The organism is Pseudomonadales bacterium (assembly GCA_041395945.1).
In the GTDB taxonomy this organism is placed as follows: Bacteria; Pseudomonadota; Gammaproteobacteria; order Pseudomonadales; family Azotimanducaceae; genus SZUA-309.
The window spans coordinates 22,321-44,213 of record JAWKZN010000001.1 but is presented as its reverse complement, the minus strand read 5'-3'; the positions used below and the strand labels follow the sequence as shown (position 1 = coordinate 44,213).

The 21,893-nt window shown below is 62.2% G+C and carries 21 protein-coding genes; 4 read left to right on the top strand and 17 right to left on the bottom strand.

Annotation, left to right across the window (positions count from 1 at the left end):
- Nucleotides 1-8: 8 nt before the first annotated feature.
- Complete coding sequence (locus R3E82_00200; GenBank protein ID MEZ5549289.1) at nt 9-197, bottom strand: hypothetical protein; 189 nt, start codon at nt 195-197, stop codon at nt 9-11.
- A 72-nt stretch (nt 198-269) separates the two neighbouring features.
- On the opposite strand from R3E82_00200, the gene R3E82_00195 reads away from it, so the two are divergent.
- The gene (locus R3E82_00195; GenBank protein ID MEZ5549288.1) at nt 270-749 is read left to right on the top strand and encodes a hypothetical protein; all 480 of its coding nucleotides are present in this window, start codon (nt 270-272) and stop codon (nt 747-749) included.
- A gap of 322 nt (nt 750-1,071) precedes the next feature.
- Here R3E82_00195 and R3E82_00190 read toward each other — a convergent pair whose 3' ends face one another.
- The 4 genes from R3E82_00190 to R3E82_00175 form a co-directional block, all read right to left on the bottom strand.
- Nucleotides 1,072-2,625, bottom strand: coding sequence for a carboxyl transferase domain-containing protein (locus tag R3E82_00190; GenBank protein MEZ5549287.1), 1,554 nt, complete (start codon nt 2,623-2,625; stop codon nt 1,072-1,074).
- A gap of 52 nt (nt 2,626-2,677) precedes the next feature.
- Nucleotides 2,678-3,487 carry a crotonase/enoyl-CoA hydratase family protein gene (locus tag R3E82_00185; GenBank protein ID MEZ5549286.1) on the bottom strand — a complete coding sequence of 270 codons (810 nt, stop codon included), beginning with the start codon at nt 3,485-3,487 and terminating at the stop codon, nt 2,678-2,680.
- A gap of 61 nt (nt 3,488-3,548) precedes the next feature.
- Nucleotides 3,549-3,773 (bottom strand): biotin/lipoyl-binding carrier protein, encoded by a 225-nt coding sequence (locus R3E82_00180; GenBank protein MEZ5549285.1) that lies wholly within the window; start codon nt 3,771-3,773, stop codon nt 3,549-3,551.
- A 12-nt stretch (nt 3,774-3,785) separates the two neighbouring features.
- Nucleotides 3,786-4,142 carry a hypothetical protein gene (locus R3E82_00175; GenBank protein ID MEZ5549284.1) on the bottom strand — a complete coding sequence of 119 codons (357 nt, stop codon included), beginning with the start codon at nt 4,140-4,142 and terminating at the stop codon, nt 3,786-3,788.
- Between the two features lie 170 nt (nt 4,143-4,312).
- On the opposite strand from R3E82_00175, the gene R3E82_00170 reads away from it, so the two are divergent.
- On the top strand, nt 4,313-5,407 hold the full coding sequence (locus R3E82_00170; GenBank protein ID MEZ5549283.1) for a hypothetical protein: 1,095 nt from the start codon (nt 4,313-4,315) through the stop codon (nt 5,405-5,407).
- 93 nt (nt 5,408-5,500) lie between these two features.
- Here R3E82_00170 and R3E82_00165 read toward each other — a convergent pair whose 3' ends face one another.
- The 9 genes from R3E82_00165 to R3E82_00125 form a co-directional block, all read right to left on the bottom strand.
- A complete protein-coding gene (locus R3E82_00165; protein ID MEZ5549282.1) occupies nt 5,501-6,421 on the bottom strand; it encodes a phosphoribosylaminoimidazolesuccinocarboxamide synthase in 921 nt (306 codons plus the stop codon).
- 64 nt (nt 6,422-6,485) lie between these two features.
- Nucleotides 6,486-7,250 (bottom strand): SDR family oxidoreductase, encoded by a 765-nt coding sequence (locus R3E82_00160; protein MEZ5549281.1) that lies wholly within the window; start codon nt 7,248-7,250, stop codon nt 6,486-6,488.
- 20 nt (nt 7,251-7,270) lie between these two features.
- The gene (locus tag R3E82_00155; GenBank protein MEZ5549280.1) at nt 7,271-8,491 is read right to left on the bottom strand and encodes a cystathionine gamma-synthase family protein; all 1,221 of its coding nucleotides are present in this window, start codon (nt 8,489-8,491) and stop codon (nt 7,271-7,273) included.
- Between the two features lie 30 nt (nt 8,492-8,521).
- Nucleotides 8,522-10,789, bottom strand: coding sequence for an EAL domain-containing protein (locus R3E82_00150; GenBank protein MEZ5549279.1), 2,268 nt, complete (start codon nt 10,787-10,789; stop codon nt 8,522-8,524).
- A gap of 418 nt (nt 10,790-11,207) precedes the next feature.
- Complete coding sequence (locus R3E82_00145) at nt 11,208-11,795, bottom strand: NUDIX hydrolase (protein MEZ5549278.1); 588 nt, start codon at nt 11,793-11,795, stop codon at nt 11,208-11,210.
- Nucleotides 11,782-12,981 (bottom strand): lipocalin-like domain-containing protein, encoded by a 1,200-nt coding sequence (locus R3E82_00140; GenBank protein ID MEZ5549277.1) that lies wholly within the window; start codon nt 12,979-12,981, stop codon nt 11,782-11,784. Before R3E82_00140 ends, R3E82_00145 begins: the two co-directional genes overlap by 14 nt.
- Complete coding sequence (locus R3E82_00135) at nt 12,968-15,229, bottom strand: FtsX-like permease family protein (protein MEZ5549276.1); 2,262 nt, start codon at nt 15,227-15,229, stop codon at nt 12,968-12,970. The genes R3E82_00140 and R3E82_00135 overlap by 14 nt, the downstream gene beginning before the upstream one ends.
- A gap of 77 nt (nt 15,230-15,306) precedes the next feature.
- Complete coding sequence (locus R3E82_00130) at nt 15,307-16,008, bottom strand: ABC transporter ATP-binding protein (protein ID MEZ5549275.1); 702 nt, start codon at nt 16,006-16,008, stop codon at nt 15,307-15,309.
- The gene (locus R3E82_00125) at nt 16,005-16,760 is read right to left on the bottom strand and encodes an NUDIX domain-containing protein (protein ID MEZ5549274.1); all 756 of its coding nucleotides are present in this window, start codon (nt 16,758-16,760) and stop codon (nt 16,005-16,007) included. Before R3E82_00125 ends, R3E82_00130 begins: the two co-directional genes overlap by 4 nt.
- A gap of 112 nt (nt 16,761-16,872) precedes the next feature.
- Here R3E82_00125 and R3E82_00120 point away from each other — a divergent pair, with 112 nt between their 5' ends.
- Both R3E82_00120 and R3E82_00115 read left to right on the top strand, forming a co-directional pair.
- Nucleotides 16,873-17,169: an Arc family DNA-binding protein gene (locus R3E82_00120; GenBank protein ID MEZ5549273.1), complete on the top strand. Its 297-nt coding sequence runs from the start codon at nt 16,873-16,875 to the stop codon at nt 17,167-17,169.
- A gap of 5 nt (nt 17,170-17,174) precedes the next feature.
- On the top strand, nt 17,175-18,173 hold the full coding sequence (locus tag R3E82_00115; protein MEZ5549272.1) for a hypothetical protein: 999 nt from the start codon (nt 17,175-17,177) through the stop codon (nt 18,171-18,173).
- Between the two features lie 6 nt (nt 18,174-18,179).
- Here R3E82_00115 and R3E82_00110 read toward each other — a convergent pair whose 3' ends face one another.
- From R3E82_00110 to sbcB, 3 genes are read right to left on the bottom strand one after another with little or no spacing between them, the layout of a single operon-like run.
- On the bottom strand, nt 18,180-19,712 hold the full coding sequence (locus R3E82_00110; GenBank protein ID MEZ5549271.1) for a glycine betaine ABC transporter substrate-binding protein: 1,533 nt from the start codon (nt 19,710-19,712) through the stop codon (nt 18,180-18,182).
- Nucleotides 19,709-20,440: an ATP-binding cassette domain-containing protein gene (locus R3E82_00105; GenBank protein ID MEZ5549270.1), complete on the bottom strand. Its 732-nt coding sequence runs from the start codon at nt 20,438-20,440 to the stop codon at nt 19,709-19,711. Before R3E82_00105 ends, R3E82_00110 begins: the two co-directional genes overlap by 4 nt.
- Nucleotides 20,437-21,882 (bottom strand): exodeoxyribonuclease I, encoded by a 1,446-nt coding sequence (sbcB, locus tag R3E82_00100; GenBank protein MEZ5549269.1) that lies wholly within the window; start codon nt 21,880-21,882, stop codon nt 20,437-20,439. Before sbcB ends, R3E82_00105 begins: the two co-directional genes overlap by 4 nt.
- Between the last annotated feature and the right edge of the window lie 11 nt (nt 21,883-21,893).

Here is a 21,893-nt window from a genome sequence, read left to right as displayed (position 1 = left end):
AAATCCTGTCAGCCAACATTGATCACATAGAACAGCAGCAGAAATACTGGAAGCAGGAAGATGCCGACCAGGACGATGAGATTCAGCACCTGGTTGCGTTCTTCGTCTTCGCTCAACGGCAGGCGGGAGCCCGCCACCAGCCAGAGGGTGCCACCGAGCATGAACGACAGGACCAGAGTGAGAATTGCTGCTGCCATGGGCCTTAAAGCGCCTTTTGAAGTTGTGCCTATACTTAAACGAGGCGAACGGGCGAGTCAAAGTACTTTCCAATGTCCAATTCCGGTTCACACAGGCAGATGCTCGTGCGTTGCGGCATCAGCAACCGCAGCGGCGCTCCCGGGGTGCGCTTCGTGGAGCACAGCCTGTTCCGGCTCTGGCAGTACATGATGGCCAACAAGCACAACATTCTGGTGGAGAATGCGGAGCTTTGTCTGTGGCTGCCCGAGATCGAATGGCGCAGCCAGAGTGCGCTTTTTCAGCGGGCGGGTGCCACCCACGCCGTGCACAGAATCAGCTTCGCCATCTACGATCCGGCGACTGGACATTGCGACACCCTGCAGCGCTTCACCCCCGCTGCGGATTCTGCACAATTACAGCAGCTGCTGCTCGAACGCATCCCGGCCGATCGACGGGCGACCGGTGACTTCACCATGCAGCTCGAAGAAGGTCAGGCCATCGTGCGGGACGGACTCGCGGATCTGATTACCCTCGGTTATACCCTCACGGACTCGGGGCTGGTGCCCGGCTGATCGTCCGCTGGCCAGTCGGTTCACGAAGTTCGGAAGGGGTTTATCAGGGCGAGGTCGAGGACCTGCTACCCCGGGCCTCGCTCGGCGGCTCCGCCGTTGCATCGGAAATGGGCATGAAGTGGATAAGCTGACCTGGTCCCGGCTGGCCTGTCTTGGATCCATCTCGAAGCTGGGGTGGCGAAGGGGGATGGGGCGGACCGTGGAGCGACGCCGAGGGCGGCCCATTGACCCGCTTCGGGGCAAGGGGCCAACAGAGGGCAGCGCGGAGCGCCGGAGCGAGGTCTGCCGCATCCCCCTTCGCCACCCCAGCTGCGCATGCGAATCAGGGTCTGATCGGAAAGCGCACCGGCTCCGTCAGATCCTCGAGCAGTGGCTGAATCCACTCGATCCAGTCACACAGCATGGGCCGGGTTTCCCGCGGATCGATGAGTTCATGCACGGCAAAGGACTCCGCTCGCGCATAAGGAGTGCGTCCGCTGCGAAGGCGCTCCTCGAGTTCGCGGCGTTTTGCCTCCGGATCGTCTGCGGCTGCGATTTCACGATGGAAGGCCACCGCAACACCACCCTCCAGAGGCAGTGCGCCGGATTCCACCGAAGGCCAGGCCAGCACATAGGCGTTGTCACCGAAATGGGCGGCAGTCGCGACCCCGAATCCCTTGTGTACCTGGACTGACGCCCAGGGTACCCGGGCCTGAACGGCGGCGGCCACCGCAGCCATTCCGTAACGGATGGTGCCCGCCCGCTCGGCTTCCGGCCCGATCATGAAACCGGGCTGATCGACAAAGTTGACGATGGGCAGGTGGAAACTGTCGCAGAGTTCGACGAAACGGCGGTACTTCTGGGCGGCCTCTGCGGTCATCGCACCGGCGTAGTATCGGCAGTCATTACCGAGCACACCCACGGGCTGACCGTTGAGACGTGCAAGTGCCGCAATCTGACTCGGACCATAGGTGGCCCCCATCTCGAACACCGAGTCCCGGTCCATGACCATGGCAATGATCGCCCGCATAGCGAAGGGTGCATTGGCATCCCGGGGTACGATGTCGAGCAGATCCTCTTCCATCCGATCCGTGGGATCGCTGTTGGCGACACGGGGAGCACGCTGCCGGACGTTACTCGGGAGGTAACTCAGAAACTGGCGGATCTGCCGGAAGGCATCCTGTTCGTCAGCGGCGATATTGTCGACCACCCCGCTCAACGCATGGACCTGTACCCCACCCAGGGCTTCCTTGCTGAGTCGGGCCCCCAGGGCCCGCTCCACCAGTGCCGGACCGCCAATCAGTATCTGGGCGGTTTCCCGGGTCATCACGGAGAAATGGGACGCAACCAGACGCCCCGCAGGAAATCCGGCCACGGCACCGAGAGCGGCCGAGGCAATCGGTACCTGGCCCATCGCATCGGCAATGATCCTGAATCTGGGTTCGGCATAAACAGGCTCACCCACGGTGCCGCCCTTCCTTGCCGAGCCTTTCACACTCCCCCCGCCACCTTCGAGGAGTCTGATCAGCGGTACCTTGTAGCGACTGGCGAGATGTTCCGCATAAACGCTCTTGCGCAGACCGGCGGCATTCGGCGAACCCCCTTTGAGGGTGAAATCCTCGCCGCCCACCACCACTCGCCGGTTGTCCACCTTGCCGAAGCCGACCACATAGTTGGCGGGTACGAATCCGGTGAGCTGATCCTTGTCGTCGTATTCCGGTAACGCGGTGGCCTTGCCCTGCTCCTGAAAGCTGCCCGGGTCGAGCACGGCATCGATCCGCTCCCGGATCGTCAGCCGGCCTTTCTCGTGCTGGCGGGCGATACCGGCGGCGCCGCCCTGCTGCAGTGCAAGCTGACGGCGGCGGCGGATCTCCTGAACTTCTTTTTCCCAGCTCATCTTCTACCTGCTCACCTTTCCCGGCCCGGGGCGAACGGGACCGGCCCCGGCCTCAGTCCCTGAAGTCGGGTGCGCGTTTTTCGAAGTTGGCCCTGATGGCCTCCACCTGGTTGGGCGAACCGATCAGAGCGGTCTGCAGAGACGCCTCGAGTGCCAGCCCGGTGCGTTCATCCGCATGCCAGCTTTCCTCGAACAGCCGTTTGCCGGCCCGCACCGCGTCCGGGGACTTACCTGCAATCTCCTCTGCCAGACTCATCGCGACCGCCAGGGGGTTTTCGGCCACCCGGGTCACCAGCCCCAGTTCCTTCGCTTCCACACCGCTCAACACACGGCCAGTGAAAGTGAGTTCCTTGGCAACATCCAGCGGCACCAGATCTCTGAGTGTCTGGGTCAGACTCATGTCCGGAATCAGACCCCATTTGATTTCCATCACCGACATCCTGGCATCCGGCGCAGCAACTCGAATGTCTGCACCCAGAGCAATCTGACAACCACCACCGTATGCCACACCATGGATCGCAGCGATCACCGGCACCGGCAGGCGCTTCCAGACATAGGCCGGTCGCTGGGCATGATTCTCCGGGCGTTCGTCGCGCTGGAGCAGAGCCGATGCCGTCTCGCCGCTCCTGCTCTCGCCGGCGCCCGCCATGCCCTGGAAGCTCGACATGTCCAGGCCCGCACAGAACCCCGGACCGTTGCCGGACAGCACCACCACCCGCACATCTCTGGCCTCCTGCAGCCGCTCGCCGGCCTCGATGATGGCTTTGAACATATCCGGACTCAGCGCGTTGTATTTTTCCGGCCGATTCAGACGGACATCGGCGATGCCGTTCTTCGTTTCTATGGTGACCAGATCTGTCATTTCATACGCTCCTTTTCGATGCTGCAGCAGGTGTTGTTGCAAGCCTGCCAACTTACCCCAGTCATGCCTTGTCGTCGATGATGATGACCACTTCCCCTTCCTGGACCTGGTCCTGCAGCTGCACTCTCAGCTCCGCTATCACGCCATCTGACGGCGCGACAACGGGAATTTCCATTTTCATGGATTCCAGGATCACCAGCACCTCACCAGCCTTCACCCGATCGCCTACCGAGGCCTCCACCCTCCAGACGTTGCCCTGTACGTCGCTTTCCACTTCATGGCGCATGTCGTTTCTTCCTCATTTTTCTTCCTTCCTTTTTTCTTCCAGCGTCGTTCTTCCTTCGTCGTCCTGTCCCCGGCTACTGAGCGATTCTGAATATTCTGACCAGGCTTCCACAAATCCGCCAAGCCCGCGCTCACGGGTACCGGACGTCGTCGTGCCTTTTGCAACCGCTTCACGAACGGTCTCAAGCACGGTGCGCGCCTGGCGGGAGGTAAGCGCCACAGGAAACATGTCGGTCAACGTATTGCCACGGTGATCGGCCGGTCTGGTCAGAGGCTTTCCCGCCAGCGTCGCAGCCAGAGCATGCCGCACCTGTGAATGGATGTCGCATCGGGCGCCAGGCACGGACTGGAGCAGCTCCAGGGTCTGCATCAGCATCCAGCGCGAGAGCACAGCGGGTGAGTCACACTCGCGCTTGTAGCGATCCCAGTCCACGGCTACCCTGACTCCAACTGCGCTGACGGCAACAGAACACCCGCGACAAAACCTGTCCGCGGGAAAATACGCCCACAGCAATACAGCAACTGATGAGACGACGAGCGATGTTAACAAAAGCCGATGACTATCCCATCCATCAGACGCCGGAGCCCATCGCGTACTCGGGCACGGACCGCAATTTCTACGATCGCTATTTTTTCAATGGTTATGAGCGCGACGGTGACCTGTTTTTCGCCGCCGCGCTCGGCGTCTATCCTCATCTGAACGTGATGGATGCCGCCTTCAGTGTCATCGTCGGCGGCCGGCAGTACAACCTGCACGCTGCCAAGACGCTGCACATGGAACGTCTCGATCTGCGGGTCGGCCCGATCGAGATCGAGGTACTGGAGCCACTCCAGGTGTTGCGCATCAGCGTCCAGGATCCGGATAACGGTATTGCCGCAGATCTGACTTTCCACGCCCGTTTCCCACCCGTTGAAGAACCACGCTTCACACGCCGCATCGGCAGCATGACGGCCATGGACTACACGCGTCTCACCCAGAACGGCACCTATGAAGGCTACTTCGAGGTCGACGGCGTCCGTCACGACGTCCACCGCGACGGCTGGTGGGGCACCCGGGATCGATCCTGGGGTATCCGCGGTGTCGGCATGCGCGACCCCCAGCCCAACCCATACGCGACCACCCCCCAGTTTTTCTGGCTGTGGGCGCCGATCAATTTCGAAGACCGCGGCACCTTCTATCACCTGAATGCGGATGCCGAAGGCCGGCCCTGGAATACCATGGGCCGGGTGGTGTCCGCCGGATCGGCGACGGACTTTCCGACGGTCAGCAGCCGCCTGGAGTACCGCACAGGCACCCGCTGGGCCGAGCAGGCCACACTGGAATTTGCCGCCCGGGATGGGGTTCAACTCACCCTGACTCCGGGCAGCAACTTCTACATGAAGGGGCTCGGTTACGGCCACCCGAAGTGGGGGCACGGTCTTTACCACGGCGAGCTCGAGACAGGATTCGAAATCTACGACCTCGAGCAGCTGTCAGCGGCCGATCCGACCCACTTTCACATCCAGGCCATCTGCACAGCACAACTGCACACGGCGGATGGCGTGCAACTGCAGGGCAAGGGAATACTGGAACAGCTGGTGATCGGCCCCTACGCCCCCTATGGCTTCCGTGACCTGAGCGATCTCAGTCCCTGACGGATCCGTGGTCCCTGACGGATCCGTGGCACCGGTGGGACCTGCGTCACTGCCCGGTACAGACTCCCGGTCCCGACCCGACCCGCGCCCGCCTCAGAGGGTCAGTTTCGATCCGGTCAGCCGCTCGTAAGCCTCCAGGTAGCGGGCAATACTGCGCTCAACGATCTCATCGGGCAGCGTGGGACCGGGCGGGGTCTTGTCCCACTTGCCTGCAGCAACCACCGATTCCAGATAGTTGCGCACGACCTGCTTGTCGAAACTCTGCTGCTCACGGCCCGGCTCCCAGCTGTCTGCCGGCCAGAATCGGGAACTGTCCGGTGTGAAGATCTCATCGATCAGCAGCGGTGTGCCTCTGCCATCGACCTGCCCGAATTCGAACTTGGTGTCCGCGAGAATAATGCCGCGTTCCAGGGCATAGTCCCGCGCCCGCCGATACAGCGACAGCGTGGTCTCGCCCAGCCAGGTCATCAGTTCCTGCCCGACCAGCTTTACTCCCGCTTCGAAGCTGATGTTCTCGTCGTGGCCGGATTCAGCCTTGGTAGAGGGTGTAAACAGGGGCGCTTCGAGGCGATCGCTGTTGCGCAGCCCTGCCGGCAGTTCGATACCGCACACCTTGCCCGTGCGCTGATAGTCCTTCCAGCCGCTGCCGGTGATGTAGCCCCGGGCAATGCATTCGATTGGAACCACCCGGGTGCGGCGGCAGAGCATGATGCGGCCCTCGAGTGCTTTGCGCTGAGTGTCATTCAGGCCGGGCACATCGGCGACGTCCGTGGAGATGAGATGGTTGGGCACATCGTCGAAGTAATCGAACCAGAACTTCGAAATCTGGGTGAGCACGATGCCCTTGCCGGGCAGGCCGTTCTGCATCACCACATCGAAGGCGCTGATCCGGTCTGTGGCTACAATGAGAAGCGCATCTCTGCCATCTGCCAGTTTCACATCGTAGAGATCGCGCACCTTGCCCGAGCGGCGGTTGGGAAGATCGAGTTCAGTCTTGAGTATGGCTTCGCCCATGTCTGCAACGTTCCGTCAGTTATCTTGTTTCCATTAAGTGAGCCGTGCTGCTTTCGATCTGAGTTCAGGACGTCATGCCGCCATCCGCTGCGTTGACCGAGCCCGTGACCCAGGAGCTGTCGTCGCTGGCCAGAAACAGCATGACCTTCGCGATCTCGTCGGGCTGTCCATAACGCTGCAGCGGAATGTTGGCCGCCATCTGTGCTTTCACCATTTCTTCGTTGCCCGGTGCGATGCCGCTCTCCAGAGAGCGCATCATGCGGGTTTCCACCGGGGAAGGATTCACCGTGTTCACCCGGATGTTCATCGGCGCAAACTCCCGGGCCGCAGAACGCATGAGTCCGATCACCGCGTGCTTACTGGTGGTATAGGCGGACAATCCGGAAGTGCCTTTCAGACCGGCAACCGAGGAGGTGATGACAATGCTGCCGCCACCCCGTTTCTGCATGGCGGGCACCGCGGAGCGCAGCCCCAGGAAAGGCCCTTTCACGTTGATTTCCATCACCTTGTCGAAGCGGTCTTCTTCGTATTCGAGGATGGACTTCACATCCCCTTCGATTCCGGCGTTGGCCAGCAGCACGTCTACTCCGCCGTAGCGTTCCTCGGCACAGGCGATCATGGCGTCATTGTCCGCCGCACTGGTGACATCGCCCACGAAGTAGCTGACAGAGTTCCCGCCGATTTCGGCCACCGCCGCCTTCAGTGCGGCTTCGTCGAGGTCCACCAGCAGGACGTTCGCTCCTTCCGCCACAAATACTTTGCCTGCTGCCCGCCCGATACCACCGGCACCACCGGTGATCACCGCCACCTTGCCCTGCAGTCGATCCATAAGTCCTTCTCCCTGTCGAATCAGAATGCCGTTTCGAGATCCCGAATGAGATCGTCTTCGTCTTCTATGCCCACCGAAACGCGGATGAGGGATTCATCGATCCCCATGCTCGCCCGCCGCTGTCGACCCATCTCGAAGTAGATGGTGTGTGCCACCGGAATTGCCAGTGTACGGTTGTCCCCCAGATTGCTGGATTTGACGATCACCTTGAACCGGTTCAGATAATCCCAGACATCCACATCAGGTGCGAGTTCGAAGCTGAACAGCGCACCGGGATGACGGAACAGCGACTTTGCCCGCTCGTATTGCGGATGCGCCTTCAGCCCCGGGTAATAGACCGCTTTCACCTTCGGGTGCCCGGCGAGAAATTCGCTCATGGCGTGCGCGTTTGCACACTGGCGTGCCATTCGCAGCGCCAGAGTTTCCGCGCCAACGGCGATGTGATGCGCCGCCTCGGGGCCGAGTGACGCACCAAAATCCCGCAAGCCCTTTTTCCTGATCTGGGTGATGCCCCACTTCCAGACATCGCCTTTCCTGTAGGTGTCGTAAATGTTTGCGAAGCGGCTCCAGTCATAGAGCCCCGTCTCGGTCACCGCCCCGCCGAGGGCGTTGCCGTGGCCGCCGATGTACTTGGTCAGGCTGTTGATCACCAGGCTCGCCTGCACTGTCTTCGGAACGAACAGATAGGGAGACGTCATGGTGTTGTCGACAAAGTAGATGAGGCCCTTTGCGGCACAGAGTGCGCCGATTTCCGCCAGCGCGGACACCTGGGTTCTCGGATTGGCGATGGTTTCCACAAAAACCATCCGGGTCTTCGCGGTGATCGAAGCGGCGACCGCATCGACACGGGTCGCGTCCACGAAACTGACATCGATGCCCTGGGTGGCAAAACTCTGCAACAGGCTGTTGGTGTTGCCGAACAGAAAAGACGATGACACCAGGTGATCGCCCTGACGCAGCAGCGCGAAAATGGTGGTGCCGATCGCAGCCATGCCGGTGCCGAAACACACGGTACCGAACCCCTGCTCCATCGTCGTGATCTTGTCCTGCAGGGCGTCCACCGTGGGATTGACCTGCCGGCCATAGGTATAGCCGGGTTTCGTGCCCTGAAAAGCGGCAGCAAGATCCCGGGCGTCCTCATAGCCATAAGCCACGGTGGCGTGCACCGGTTTCTGCAGGGATCCGTGTTCGATGGGCTGCTGGCGATCGCTGTGAACGATCCTGGTCGTGAAACCTTTCATGGCTTGATGCGGGCCCGGCGTTCGATGGGATCAGACAACCGTGGCGCTGTCCCGGTGGTCGCGTACCAGAGAGCGGAAGGGATTGTTCTTCAGCAGCGACTGCATGTCTGCTGCGGGTACCGGTCGACTGAAAAAAAAGCCCTGCCCTTCGCGACAGCCCTGCCCCTGGAGGTAACGCAACTGGGTGCGGTTTTCGACGCCTTCCGCAATCAGGTCGAGCTTGAGGCCCCGGGCCATGGCCACGATCGCATTGATGATGCTGGCATCACGATCATCCGCGCGGATGTCGCCCACGAAGCTGCGATCGATCTTCAGTGTCTGAATCGGAAACTGCTGCAGATAGGAGAGCGACGAGTAGCCGGTGCCGAAGTCGTCTATGGCGATGCGGATGCCCATGCGCCGCAGTTCCTTGAGCTTCGGGATGATGATCTCGATGTCCTGCATCAGTGTGTTTTCGGTGATCTCCAGCTTCACAGCACCGGGTTCGAGACCGGCGCCCTGGAGGCTGCCCACGAAGCGATCGACAAAGCCCTCCTGCTCAAGCTGGGCGGCGGACAGATTCACTGACAGGGTTACATCCCCGAATCCTTTGCGCCGCCACTGCACGACATCGGCAAACGCACGCTGCTGCACGAACTCGTCGATCTGCCCGATCAGCCCGGTTTCTTCGGCCAGTGGCAGGAAATCCATGGGCTGCACCAGTCCGCGCAGTGGATGCTGCCAGCGCACCAGCGCCTCCACACCAATGATGCGGCCGTCGTCCAGACACACCTGGGGCTGATAGAAAACCCGCAGCTCACCCTGGGCGAGACCATTGCGCAGTTCGCGCTCCAGCGAAAGTCGGGTGGAGAACTGATGATTCATTTCTTCAGAGAAGAACTGGTAGCCGTTCTTGCCGCGCCCCTTCACCTGGTACATGGCGATGTCGGCATTCTGAATCAGGGCTTCCTCGGTTTCCCCGGCCTCCGGGTAGATGGAGATGCCGATGCTGGCGCCGACGAAAAGCTCGTGTCCGTCGATCACAAAGGGTGCATTGAGCCGGTCGAGAATTTTGCTGGCGATCACCACCACGTCGTCCCGGGTCCGCACTTCCGGCAGCAGCAGGGTGAACTCGTCGCCACCGAAACGGGCCAGGGTATCGCCGCGCCGCAGACAGCTCTGCAGACGGTTCGCCACCGCCTTCAGCAGGCGGTCGCCCATGGTGTGACCGAGAGTGTCGTTCACCAGCTTGAAACGGTCCAGATCGAGAAACATCACCGCGAGCTTGCGCTTGTTGCGCCGCGCATGGGCTATGGCCAGAGAAAGACGGTCCTTCAGCAGCGCGCGGTTCGGCAGATGGGTCAGCAGGTCGTGATAGGCCTGGAAATTGATGACTTCTTCGGCTTCCTTGCGCTCGCTGATGTCCCGCGCAGTGCCGTAAGTGCCGACAAAATTTTCCCGGGTGCGCTCTTTCGGATTCGAATAAACGCCTTCGGCGGTGAGCTCCACCCACAGCGACTGGGAGTGAAAAAGCCGCAGCCCGCGCCGGTTGACGCGACTGCGCAGCCGCAATTCCGCATTGCGCGCAGCCCGTTCCCCGGTGCGCCGCTCATTGAACACATTGCGGGCAACTTCGAGATGATCCTCATCCACCAGTTCCGAATAATGTTTGCCGATCAGCTCTTCCTTGGTGTAACCGAGCAGCGAATCGAGCCGGTCATTGAGGAAAGTAAAGCAGCCGTTGCGATCGAGCATGTAAACCAGATCGGGTGAGTTGTTGACGATGAAGCGGTGCAGCTCCTCAGATTCCTTGAGCTTCTCCTCCATGACTTCGTTGTCGCTTTCGAGTCGCGACTGGCGCAGCGCCGTCTCCATGGTGGAGATCAGCTCACCGGCTTCGTAGGGCTTCTTCACGAAGTCGAAGGCGCCGCAGTGCAGCGCGTGCTTCACCCCGCTGAAGCTCGAATCTCCGCTTACCACGATGATCTTGGCGGTCAGCTCCGCCTTGGCGGCAAACTCGAGCACATCATGGCCGCTGACGCCGGGCATGATGAGATCGAGCAGCACCACGTCGTAATTTCTGGCACCCAGCGCCTGCAGGGCGGCTTCGCCACCGAGGGCCTTGTCCGCGTCGTAGCCGTGCAGCTGCACCAGCTGGTGCAGACTGTTCAACAGTTCGGGCTTGTCGTCGACAACCAGTATGGCCCCGCCGGCGGCTGTGGTTCGGGGAGTGGCGCGAGCGGGTCTGGAGGCACCGTTGAGCAGCCGGGAGAAAGATTCTCCAGGGCCGGCGGCATTGGCGGGGTCGTTACGACTCATCTCGCTGCTCGACTATCTGCTTGACTAAGTATCCGACCGGTGGAGTATCGGCCGGGAACTTCCGGATGACAACCGGAGTGTGTCCACCAGAACCTCCAGTCCGACGTCGGACAGCAAACCGCGGCCGATCGGCCGTCTGCATTCCATCCGGGAAATGCCGGTGTCCTTGAACCGTCCACCCTCCCGGAGGACGCGCCATTGTGACGAATTTTCCCGGGGCTTCCTAGCCCGGATCTGTCGCCGGTTCGCGGCTGCGGGGTGGCGGCAGATCCCTGTGAAGGGACGCTCGGGCTCGGGACGGGGATTCGTTGGTTATCGAACGCAGTCGTGAGGGAGGGTAGCGCGGAGCGCCGGAGCGAGGTCCGCCATACCCCAGCCCACCCCCGCATGTGGATAACGCCTCCTCCAAGTCCACGTCTTAGAATATTTTGACGGCAGGCCAGCTTTGCACGAAGGGTCGCGGCCACAGGTCGAATACCCGGGCCAGAGCAGACAGCGCCAGGGCATGCCGGATGGTGCCATCCTGAACGGCGCGGCGAACCTCGGCCTCGGTGAGCAGTTCGACCCGGATCTGCTCCCCTGCACCGGGCTGCTGAGCGGCCGTGCGTTCCACCCCCACAGCCAGCCAGTGATGGCACAGGTGGTTGTGAAAGGCCGGGTTGGGCTCGACGGCGCCCAGATAGCGCCAGTCATTCCCGGTGAAACCCGTTTCTTCTTCGAGTTCCCGGCGCGCGGCAGTCAGAGCGTCTTCCCCTGCATCCACCATGCCCCCCGGTGTCTCCAGGGTCGGATAGCCCACACCAAAGCGGTACTGACGCACCATCACACTCTCACCGGCGGGTGTGATGGCCACCAGATTCACCCAGTCCACGGACTCCAGCACCAGCCGGTCCATCACCCAGCCGCTGACCGGGTGCTCCATGGCATCCCAGCGTGCCTGGAACAGTTTCAGGTCCGGCCCCGGCCGGGTCGACACCCGCTTCCACAGCAGATCACTCTCTTTCATAACCTGTCAGCTCCATATATCCCCGACCGCTCCGTTCCCCCGATGGGGACAGCACGTCGATCAGACCTTCCCAGTAGGTGATGGTCGTATTCATACGCTGGTCGTCAACCGCTGCTGCAAGACGATACTGCGAACCGTCCACAGACAGCGTCCATTCCACCGGCCAGTTCACACCCCGGCCATCCCGCCAGTAGCGCAGCGGCGTGAGGGTGAAGTCCCGTGCAGACAGGTGCCGGCTGCCGCCTGCCGCATCAATGAGCAGACCCTGATCGAAGTCGTCCCGCCCGCCGTCATCGCGCCGCAGCTGGAACACCATCAGGCTGCGCCCGTCGTCCAGCGTCAGGGCAAACCAGTCCCAGCCCACCTGACCTGCGCCCAGGACGCTGGTGCTCCATTCCCGATCCAGCCAGCCGCTGCCCGTAACGGCATAGTTTTCTCCCGCGCTGGTCAGTGTGCCCTTCACCGGCATGCGGGGAACGGAGTAGTAGTAGGAGGCCTGATCCGGTCCTTTCCAGCTCAATCCCGCATCACCCTGCAGGATCGGCGGCGCGCCTGCATCAAGGGTCAGATTCACAGCATCCGGAGCAGCGCCACCGGCACCGCTGAGAAGCCGCAGACGCCAGACATCCGGGTTGCGCGCATCCGCTTCCAGTACCCAGTCTTCGAGCCAGGCGCGGAAGGGCCGGGCCTGCACGCCGGCCAGCTGGGGATGGCCTCTGGCCGCGCGCTCGTAAGCACGGTGGGACTGCTGCCCGACATCGGTCAGGGCGAAATGGGCAAGAAACACCTGGGGAGTGAGCCAGGCGTTGTCCGATACCGGCCGGGCGGGTGTAAGGGCCTGACGGAACAGTGTGAACTGCACACCGAACTCGGAAGTGGCCGCAGAGGCTGCATCGGCTTCCAGCAGCAGGGTGAGGTACCACCATTCACTGCGGAAAGCCGGATGTGCACCCAGATCTTCCGGAAAAACCAGCGGCACGACACCCTCGGCTCTCTGAAAACCCGAAGTGTTGTCACTCCCGAGCACCGCACCCAGACGCAATTGACCCGCGCCGGCGACCCCGGCCGGTTCCGGTGCATCACAGGCGCCCGCACTCAGCAGCAGGACAGAGATCATGGCCGAAATCAGAGTTCGCTTCCGTGTCGGCGCCAGGCGGGCTGACCGCTGCAGGTCAGTCTCCCTCATCGAAGGCCTCCACCGGCGTTGGCAGCAGCGCAACTACTGCAACTGCGACCACCGCCGCGAGCACCGTCGGCAGCAGGGACTGCCAGCTCAGCTGAAGGTGCAGACTCCAGCCGAAGGCTCGCGGATTGATCACCGCACACAACAGCCAGCCCATCAGAGCACCCATGGGCAGCGCGATGAACAACGCCACGCCACCCACCGCCAGCGAGCGTGCTGCCGCTACCAGCCAGCGCTCGCCTGCACTGACACCCAGCATATCCAGCAGCCGCATCGACCGATTCTGGGTAAGCCGCAGCGCAAGCAGCGCGTTGTAAAGCGCCACCCCCGCCACCAGCAGTGCAAGCAGGGTCAGCGCCCCGGTTATGGCGAAAGTCTGATCGAAGATCCGCAGGGCCTGGCTCCGCAGACTGTCGCGCTGCTCCAGGACCAGCTCCGGAAACTGCGTACTCAACAGTGCAGCCAGTTCACCGGGATTGCCGGCGCGTACACCCAGCCGATCAAAACGGGAGCCGTATCCCGGCGTCCGCAGTGTGGAAACATCCACAAGCACCCGGGAGGTTACATCGCCATACCCGGGGAAAATGCCGGCCACACGCAACTGTGGCAGGGTAACGCCTGGGTCCAGGTTGACAGGATCACCAACACCCACACCGAGCGTCCGGGCAAGCCGTTCGCTGATCAGGCACTCTCCGGCCGGCAGCGCGCCGGGATGTCCGTAGCGGCGCCCTTCGGCGACGTCGAATTCGGTAAATCCAAGCTCTACCGGCCGACCGGCGATCCGGGTTTCTATCGAGCCGTAAGCGTCAATCGCGATGACATCGTCGCGTTCGGCAAGCCAGGCAGTTACCGGCTCGAGCATTTCAGGAGAGGCGCGCACATAGAGATCCTGCGCCATGCGCATCTCGAGCATGGCGCTGAAATCCTGTCGAAAACTGTCCACCATCACAGAGATTGCGAAACTGGTGGCGAGCGCCAGAGCGAGTGCACCTGCGGCAACCGCAAGATCACCCGGATACCAGACAAGCTCACGCACACCCAGCCGTGAGAGCAGACTCAAGCCGCGCACCCGGTGACTCCACTGGCGCAGTTTCAGAAGCAGGGGAAAGACCACGAGCACTGCCAGCAGTCCAACCACCAGAATGCTCAGGAAGCCACCCCAGAGCGCCTGGGTGACCAGCGGTCCCGCCAGACCGCATACGCCGAGCACGGCCAGCGGCCACCAGCCAGCAGAGTTCTTCTCCGGTGTCTGCCACTCCCGCCTGAATGCCAGAGTGCCCCCGAGCAGAGCGGCGAAGACCGCGCTGCCGAGTGCCTTGAGCAGCACCCAGACATCCGGTCCCGAACCGGCGATTACCAGGCCAAGTCCCGCCGTGGCGAATCGGGTCAGTGCGGCAGCCAGCCAGCTTCCAAGCAGCAGGGCCAGCAGCGCGGCCGGAATCGCCAGCAGCAGCAGACTGAGCAGATGCCCGCGGAGCAGTTCACCATTCGAGACACCCATCAGCACCAGCCGATCCATGACCGGCCGGCGACGCCGCAGCCAGATGATGCCGACCTGGTAGACAAGCAGCCAGGACACCAGCAGGGCCAGCGAGCTCAAGGCGCCGAGATTGAAGAGTACCGAGCGACCGAAGGCGAGACTGGGAAGCTCCTCCTCCATAGCCCGGATGCGCCAGCCGGGCAGTGTCCAGTCCGGCGGCGGGAAACCGGCCGAGAATCCGGGCAGCAGAGACTCCATCACTTCATAAAGGCGGGACCAGGGGTTGACCACACTCACCACAATGCGCGACAGGGTCTGTTCGTCGAGACCCAGCATGACCTGTGCAGTACCGATATCCGTCAGCAGCAGCCCGTCCGGAATGGCATCCACCGTGGCAACGACTTCGAAGCGGCCATCGAGACGGGTGCCCACCGGGATGCCCGCACCGGTGCCGAGCACGACCTGACCGGGTGCCAGGAGTCCGATGGCTGCGGTACCTCGGAACCCGGCGAGGGCGTCCACTCCGGCGACGGTAAACCCGGAACCGGTGCGAAAGTCCCAGCGACCATCGACCACGGGCATCAGGGCACGGATCTCCGGGTGACGACCCGCACGCCATTCCCGCCGCAGACTGAAGTAAGCATCCGCTGACAGGTCCGCCCGCTCAACGAGGTGCGTAAACCCCTGCAGGTGGGCGGGTGTGGTCGCCGCCAGTTCGTCTGCGATACGAGCGCTGATCAGATGCACTGCAACGATGGACGCAATGCCCACCAGAATGCCTGCAAAAAGGGTGAACGTGCTCCACGGCGTGCGCGTTAAAAACCGCAGTTGACTGAGGCTTAAGAGATTCAAGCGCCCAGCCGCAACACACGATCGGCGCTCGCGGCGATCGCTTCATTGTGTGTGGCAATCACCAGCACGGAGCCGAGCTCGCGAACTTCCCGCATGAGGAGGTCGCTCACCCGTTGCGCATTGTTCGCGTCGAGGTTACCCGTGGGCTCGTCGGCGATCACCAGTTCGGGACGATGCGCCAGCGCTCTCGCGATGGCCGTGCGCTGTCTTTCACCCCCGGACAGGTGTTCCGGGAAATCATCCAGCCGGGCGCCGAGGCCAAGCGTCTGCAGACGGGCGAGCGCACCGGCTGCGAGGTCGCCGCGTCGGTTGAGTTCCAGGGGCAGCAGCACGTTTTCCCGCACGGTGAGTGTGGGTACCAGATTGAAGAACTGAAACACGTAGCCGATGTGGCGCCGTCGCAGCCTGCGTAACGCCCCCGGGCTGAGACGCGCGTAGTCGGCGACACGATCCGGCAGCGCCAGCGCGATGCTGCCGGAATCGGCAGGGAGTACGCCGGCCAGGAGATTCAGCAGTGTGGATTTTCCTGAGCCGCTCGGTCCGGTGACGGCGAGTACTTCGCCAGCCGCCAGTTCGAAGGACACCCCACTGAGTACCTGACGGGTTTCACCCGCATCCCGGGAGCTTCTGCTCAGGTTGCCGACACGCAGAAGCCACGCCCCCCTCGGGGTGCTCTGTGGCTCGGATGCATACGTCATCTTAAGGGGTGCATGCCCTGATGGCGTAACTCGTCGGTAAGCTCGGGCAGATGCCGCTCCCCATGAACCGCCTCCCAGATCGCATCCACGCGATCGTGACCCGCGAGGGTCTGCAGAGTGATTAGGGTAGGAGCGATCATCCGCCAGTCACCATTGCTGTGGGCGGCGAGCGCCGATTTCGGAGAAACCCAGTGGGCGTCCGCCGTTTCCGTGGCGTGGGCGGCGGTCGCCTGCTGCGCCGGCATGCGGGCGACAAAGAAGCGGGTGTCGAATCGCCTCGGAGCCATTTCTGGGGTAATCCAGTGGCTGTGGTAGAGGAGACAGTCGGCGGCGAGCACGATGCGCTCACGCTCACAGAGTTCGGCCATGCTGAGGTCGCCATCGATGAGCTGCTGCCGGTAGCCTGCGAACCGTTCCATTTCCGCGCCCTGGGTGAGTCTTACAAAGGCCCCATGCCGGCGGGCCAGCAGTACCCCGCACTCCTCGAAACATTCCCGGATCGCGGCCACCCAGTAGCGCAGCCCGCCACCGCTCAAACCGAGCAGCCGATTGGCGGTGGCGTCACTGCAGCCGGAGACATAAGGATCAAGCACATCCGCAGCGTCCAGCTTGCCGCCCGGGAACACGTGCAGATCCGGAAAATCGCCGCCCCCCGGCCGCTGCATCATGAAGACCTCGGGGCCCGTGCGGCGCTGCCGCAGCAGCACGACAGTTGCCGCCAGACGGATGTTGTCCCGGGTCAGTGGTTGCACAGCGGATTCTCCAGGCGGGATTGATATCACTTAGCCATCTCTTGAGCCGGTGGGATTTCGGGGATAAATTCGGTCAGGCATGTTGTCTACAGCCGCGACCTGGACCTGCATCATGAAAGAACAACCCTACAAGTACATGGTCCGTCTGCCGCCAAGTATGCGGGATCTGATCGTCGAATCCGCCCGTCATTACCGGCGCAGCATGAACTCGGACATTGTAGCCCGACTGCAGATGAGCTTCAGCGAACTGCACGACGCGCAGACCGCCGCATTACTCTCCCCGCCCCTGCACGATCGTTTCGAAGCCATCTTCCATCCGGAACTCTCCGAAGACGAGCAGCGCCTCATCCGCGGCTATCGGCGCCTGCCTGAACACAAACGGGACGCGCTGCGCGCGCTGATCGGATAATCAGCATGCGGGATTTCGCACTGCCACCGTATTTTCACCCCACCACCGTCTGCGTCGTGGACGACAACGAACCATTTCTCACCAGTCTGGATCTCGAACTGCCGCCAGGCATGGCGTCCCGGGTCTTCACCGATCCGCATAAAGCACTGACCTTCCTGCAGACTCCCATCGATCTACCGGCATTGATGGATCGATGTTTCAGCATGCAGCTGCAGTCAGGCTCCCGGGCGCTCATCGAACTGGATCTGAGTCTCATCGAACAGGAGATCAACTTTCCGGACCGCTTCCGCCGCAATTCCGTGCTGCTCGTGGACTACTCGATGCCACGCATGGATGGACTGGAACTGTGCGCCGCCCTCGATGACGCCCTGATCCGCCGCGCTCTGCTCACCGGGGTGGCGGATGAAAAACTCGCCGTCCAGGCCTTCAATGCAGGACTCATTCACCGCTACATCCCCAAGCACCTGATCAATCCGCTGTCGGTGATCGTGGGCTTCATCGAAGAACTGCAGCGCGAGTACTTCAGCCAGTACACGGCGCGCCTGAAGTCGGTCCTGTCGATTAATCCACCCCGCTTTCTCATCGATCCGGTGATCGCCCGCTATGTGAGAAACCTGATGCGACGCGAACGACTCATAGAGTACTACCTGGTGAGCGACCCGCCCGGACTGCTGCTGCTCAACAGCAGCGGGCGTCTCTGGCGGCTGGCATTGCTCAACCGGGAACAGGTCCGTGAACAGGTTGTCTTCGCCCGCAGCCGGGGCGCACCCGCGGACGTGATCGCCCAGCTGGATTCCGGAAATTTCCTGGGATTCTTCTGCGGCACCGATCCGGATGATGATTTTTCAGCGGACGCCTACCCCTGGCAGGAACTGGTGTTTCCGGCAGTCACCCTGGTGGGTGCCACCGGGAGCTGGCAGATCGCACTGTGGCGGGATGCCGTTTCAGACATCGATTTCGACCCGGCAGGCGCCTCCTACGATACCTACACCCGCTCACTGTAAGCGCGGCTACTGCAGCCGCAGATGACCCGGCAGCACGATCCGCTCCACCCACTCGAAGGCCAGTTCGGTGACCACGGCCAGTACCGCGGCGGGTACCGCCCCCTGTAGGATCAGACTCACGTTGTTGAGTGCCAGACCCGTGACAATCGGATCCCCCAGCCCGCCAGCGCCGATGAAAGCCGCGAGGGTGGCGGTGCCGATGCTGATCACCGCCGCGGTGCGGATGCCCGCCAGCATGCTGGGCAGCGACAGGGGAATATAGACGTGACGCAACTGCTCCCGGTCGGAAAGGCCCATCGCGACTGCCACCCGTATCAGTGCCGGATCGACTGTGGTGAGGGCCGTCAGCGTATTCCGCAGAATCGGCAGCAGCGAGTAGAGAAACAGGGCGATGATCGCAGGCAGAGGGCCTATACCGAACAGGGGAATCATCAGCGCCAGCAGGGCGATGGAGGGAACCGTCTGCAGCAGTCCACAGAAGTAGGTCACCGCCCGCGCCAGACCGGGCAGCCGGAACACAGTCACACTCAATCCCACCCCGAAGAGGACGGCTCCAATCAGGGCGGTGACAGTCAGCTTCAGATGCTGCACGGTGTTGGTCCACAGATCCTGCCAGAGACGATTCCCCGCCGCCCGGGTGGCCGTGGCATCCGCGTCCACGAGTCCTGCCTCCACCAGAAAACCCCGGGCAACCTGGGCAAAGTTCTGGCCACCAAAAACCACTGCGCCATTGAGCTGCTGCATCCTGCGGTCGTCGATGAGGTCTGCGAGCAGATTGACCCGCTCACGCACCGCTGCAGCCAGATCGCGGCGGACGAGCGGTGCGGCCTGGTACTCGGGGAAATACTCGAGGTCATCCGCCAGAACGAGCAGATCGTAGCGGTCGAGTTCACCATCGGTGGAGTACGCGTCGGTGACATCGATGTCTCCCTCCTCCATCGCCCGGTAAGCGAGTGCGTGTTCGATGCCGCGCACCCGCTCGGGTAATCCGTAGGCCTGCGCCAGACCACGCCAGCCGTCTTCGCGTTCCAGAAACTCGTGGCTGACCACGATGCTCAGGTCCGGGTGTCGGGCCAGGTCGCCGATGGCGCGGACCCCGGCGGCCTCGGCACGCGATCGCGGCATGGCAATGGCATAGGTATTGTCAAACCCGAAAGGTGCCAGCAGCTCGAGCCCGCGCCCGGCGATCTGTGCATTGAGTGCCGGAATGCTGTTGAGTTCAGGACGGTTGAGGATCGCCTGGCCGAGGGTTCCGGTGTATTCGACATAGAGATCGATTTCGTCGTTGACCAGGGCTTCGAAGCAGATGAGGGTACCGCCCAGTCCATAGCGGCGCTCCACACTGTATCCCCCGTGCTCGAGGAGCTGCGCAATGATTTCAGCGAGCAGGTAGGATTCGTTGAAATTCTTGCTCGCAACCCGGACAGGATCCCCGCTCTGATCCGCAGCAATGGCGGCAACCGGGCTGGCCAGGACGATAAACAGGTTTGCGGACACGAGCGCAGCCATGAACGATCGCAATGCAGTCCTGCGATTCATCGCAACTGATCCTCCAGCAGCTGCGAAACGTACTCCGTGGCAGGCGCCGCCAGCACGTCAGCCGTCGCCCCGGCCTGGACGATCCGGCCCTGGTGCACGATGATCAGCATGCCGGCGAGCTTTACTGCCTCGCGCATGTCGTGCGTCACGAGCACCGTGCTCACCCCTTCGTGTTCCTGTACAGAGCGAAAGCGCCTGTAGAGACCGACCCGGGTAATCGGATCCACCGCAGAGAAAGGCTCATCGAGCAGCAGCAGTTCGGGTTTCAGCATCAGCGCACGACACAGACCCACTCTCTGCTGCTGACCGCCCGACAGCTCTGCGGGATAACGGTTCGACACGTCTTCCGGGAGTTCCATCTGCTCGAGCAGACGACGGTATCTCGAATCCGTCGCAGCATCCGACCAGCCTTCGAGCCTGGCCAGGAGGGTCACGTTGTCCCGGTTGGTGAGATGCGGAAACAGACCGGCGCCCTGTACCGAGTATCCGATGCGTCTTCTGAAGGCCACCGCATCTGCAGGGACCGGCGCACCAAATACCCGCACCTCCCCCGAATCCGGTCGCAGTACCGCATTGATCAACTGCAGCAGAGTAGTTTTACCGCTGCCACTTTCACCCACCACGGCACTGGTCACTCCCGCCGCCAGACTCAGCGTGACATCCTGAAGTACCCAGTGACCGGGCACGAAGTACTTCCCCGCAGCAGTGAATTCGACGCACGCCTTCATCGGAACACAGCAATCCCATATTGCCGCGCGAGCTCGCGACCATGCGCTTCGAGGGCTTCCAGCAGCTGCCGCCGACGGCCGGAAGCCGCCGCGTCGTCCGGTGGCGGTGCGGCGCTCAGTTCACCGAGCACTTTGTGGAACTGCTCAAGGCTCAGCCATGGCACGTCCCGTGCCGCGAGTTTGGAGACCACGAACGCTTCCCAGTCCGCACGTTCCTCCGCGGTCAGCCGTTCCGGAAAACTCCGGGCCTTGAGTCGTCGCGCAAGGGTGTCGAGTCGTTTGTCTTCATAGTCGAGTTCGGGCCATTCGCCCCTTCTGATCCCTTCGTGGAAGGACTGACAGCGACTGCGATCCGCGTCCTGCAGGAAACCATCATAGAGCGCGGCATCGGGATCTATTGCGGATGGCATGTCCCGCCGGGAATACACGCGCATGATCTTCTGCGCCACACCAGGCTTCTTCAGCCGTCGCTGCCGCTCTTCGATCTGCTTCCGATCAAAACCGATGCGCGACCAGTTTTCGGCTGTGAGCACCTCGATGCCTGCCACGAAAGGGCAGCGATTTATGCGGATCTCCTTCAGAGGAGGTCGATTTTCGCCACCGGCGGCAAACAGCCGATCACGGATCTCGTCGGCACTCATCTCCAGCAGTCCGGAGATATCCTGACTGAGGTCGGCAACGACGATGGAATTGCTGTTGGTCGGATGCCGGCATACGGATACCACCGGTGCAGATGAATACCGCTCCCGGGGGTACATGCCGGATACATGCAGACACAGACGGGCGCCGAAAGGTTCAAGGAGAGATCTGACCTCCTTCTTCGAGCGCTGACTGAAGTAGAAGTCCCAGAGACGGGGCTGATGCGTCCTGATCAGTCTGCCGAGTGCGACGGTTGCGCGGACATCGGAGAGGGCATCGTGTGCCTGGCCGTGATCGAGATCGTTGGCCCGGGTCATTTCTTCGAGTCGATAGGTTGGCAGTCCTTCCGGTGTGGTGGGCCAGTTGATGCCGTCCCGACGCAGCGCACCCGCCGCCCGTACCAGATCGATGATGTCCCACCGGGAATTACGATTGCGCCATTCCCGCTCGTAGGGATCCCGGAGCATGCGGTACAGGCCATGACGCACGAACTCGTCATCGAAGCGCAGGCTGTTGAAACCGGCGACACAGGTATCCGGGGTGCTGAACAGTTCCAGCACCCGCTCAAACATTTCGTATTCACTGATACCTTCATGCCGGGTGAGCGCCGGCGTGATCCCAGTGACCAGTGTGGCATCAGGGTTCGGCAGTACGTCGTCGGGCAGGCGCACATAGCAGGACAGTTCGTCACCCAGGGGATTAAGATCCATGTCGGTTCGAAACCCACCGAACTGCACAATGCGATCCCAGCGGGGATCCGTGCCCGATGTTTCCAGGTCGTACCAGTAGAAACTCTTCGCCATACCTGTCCTCA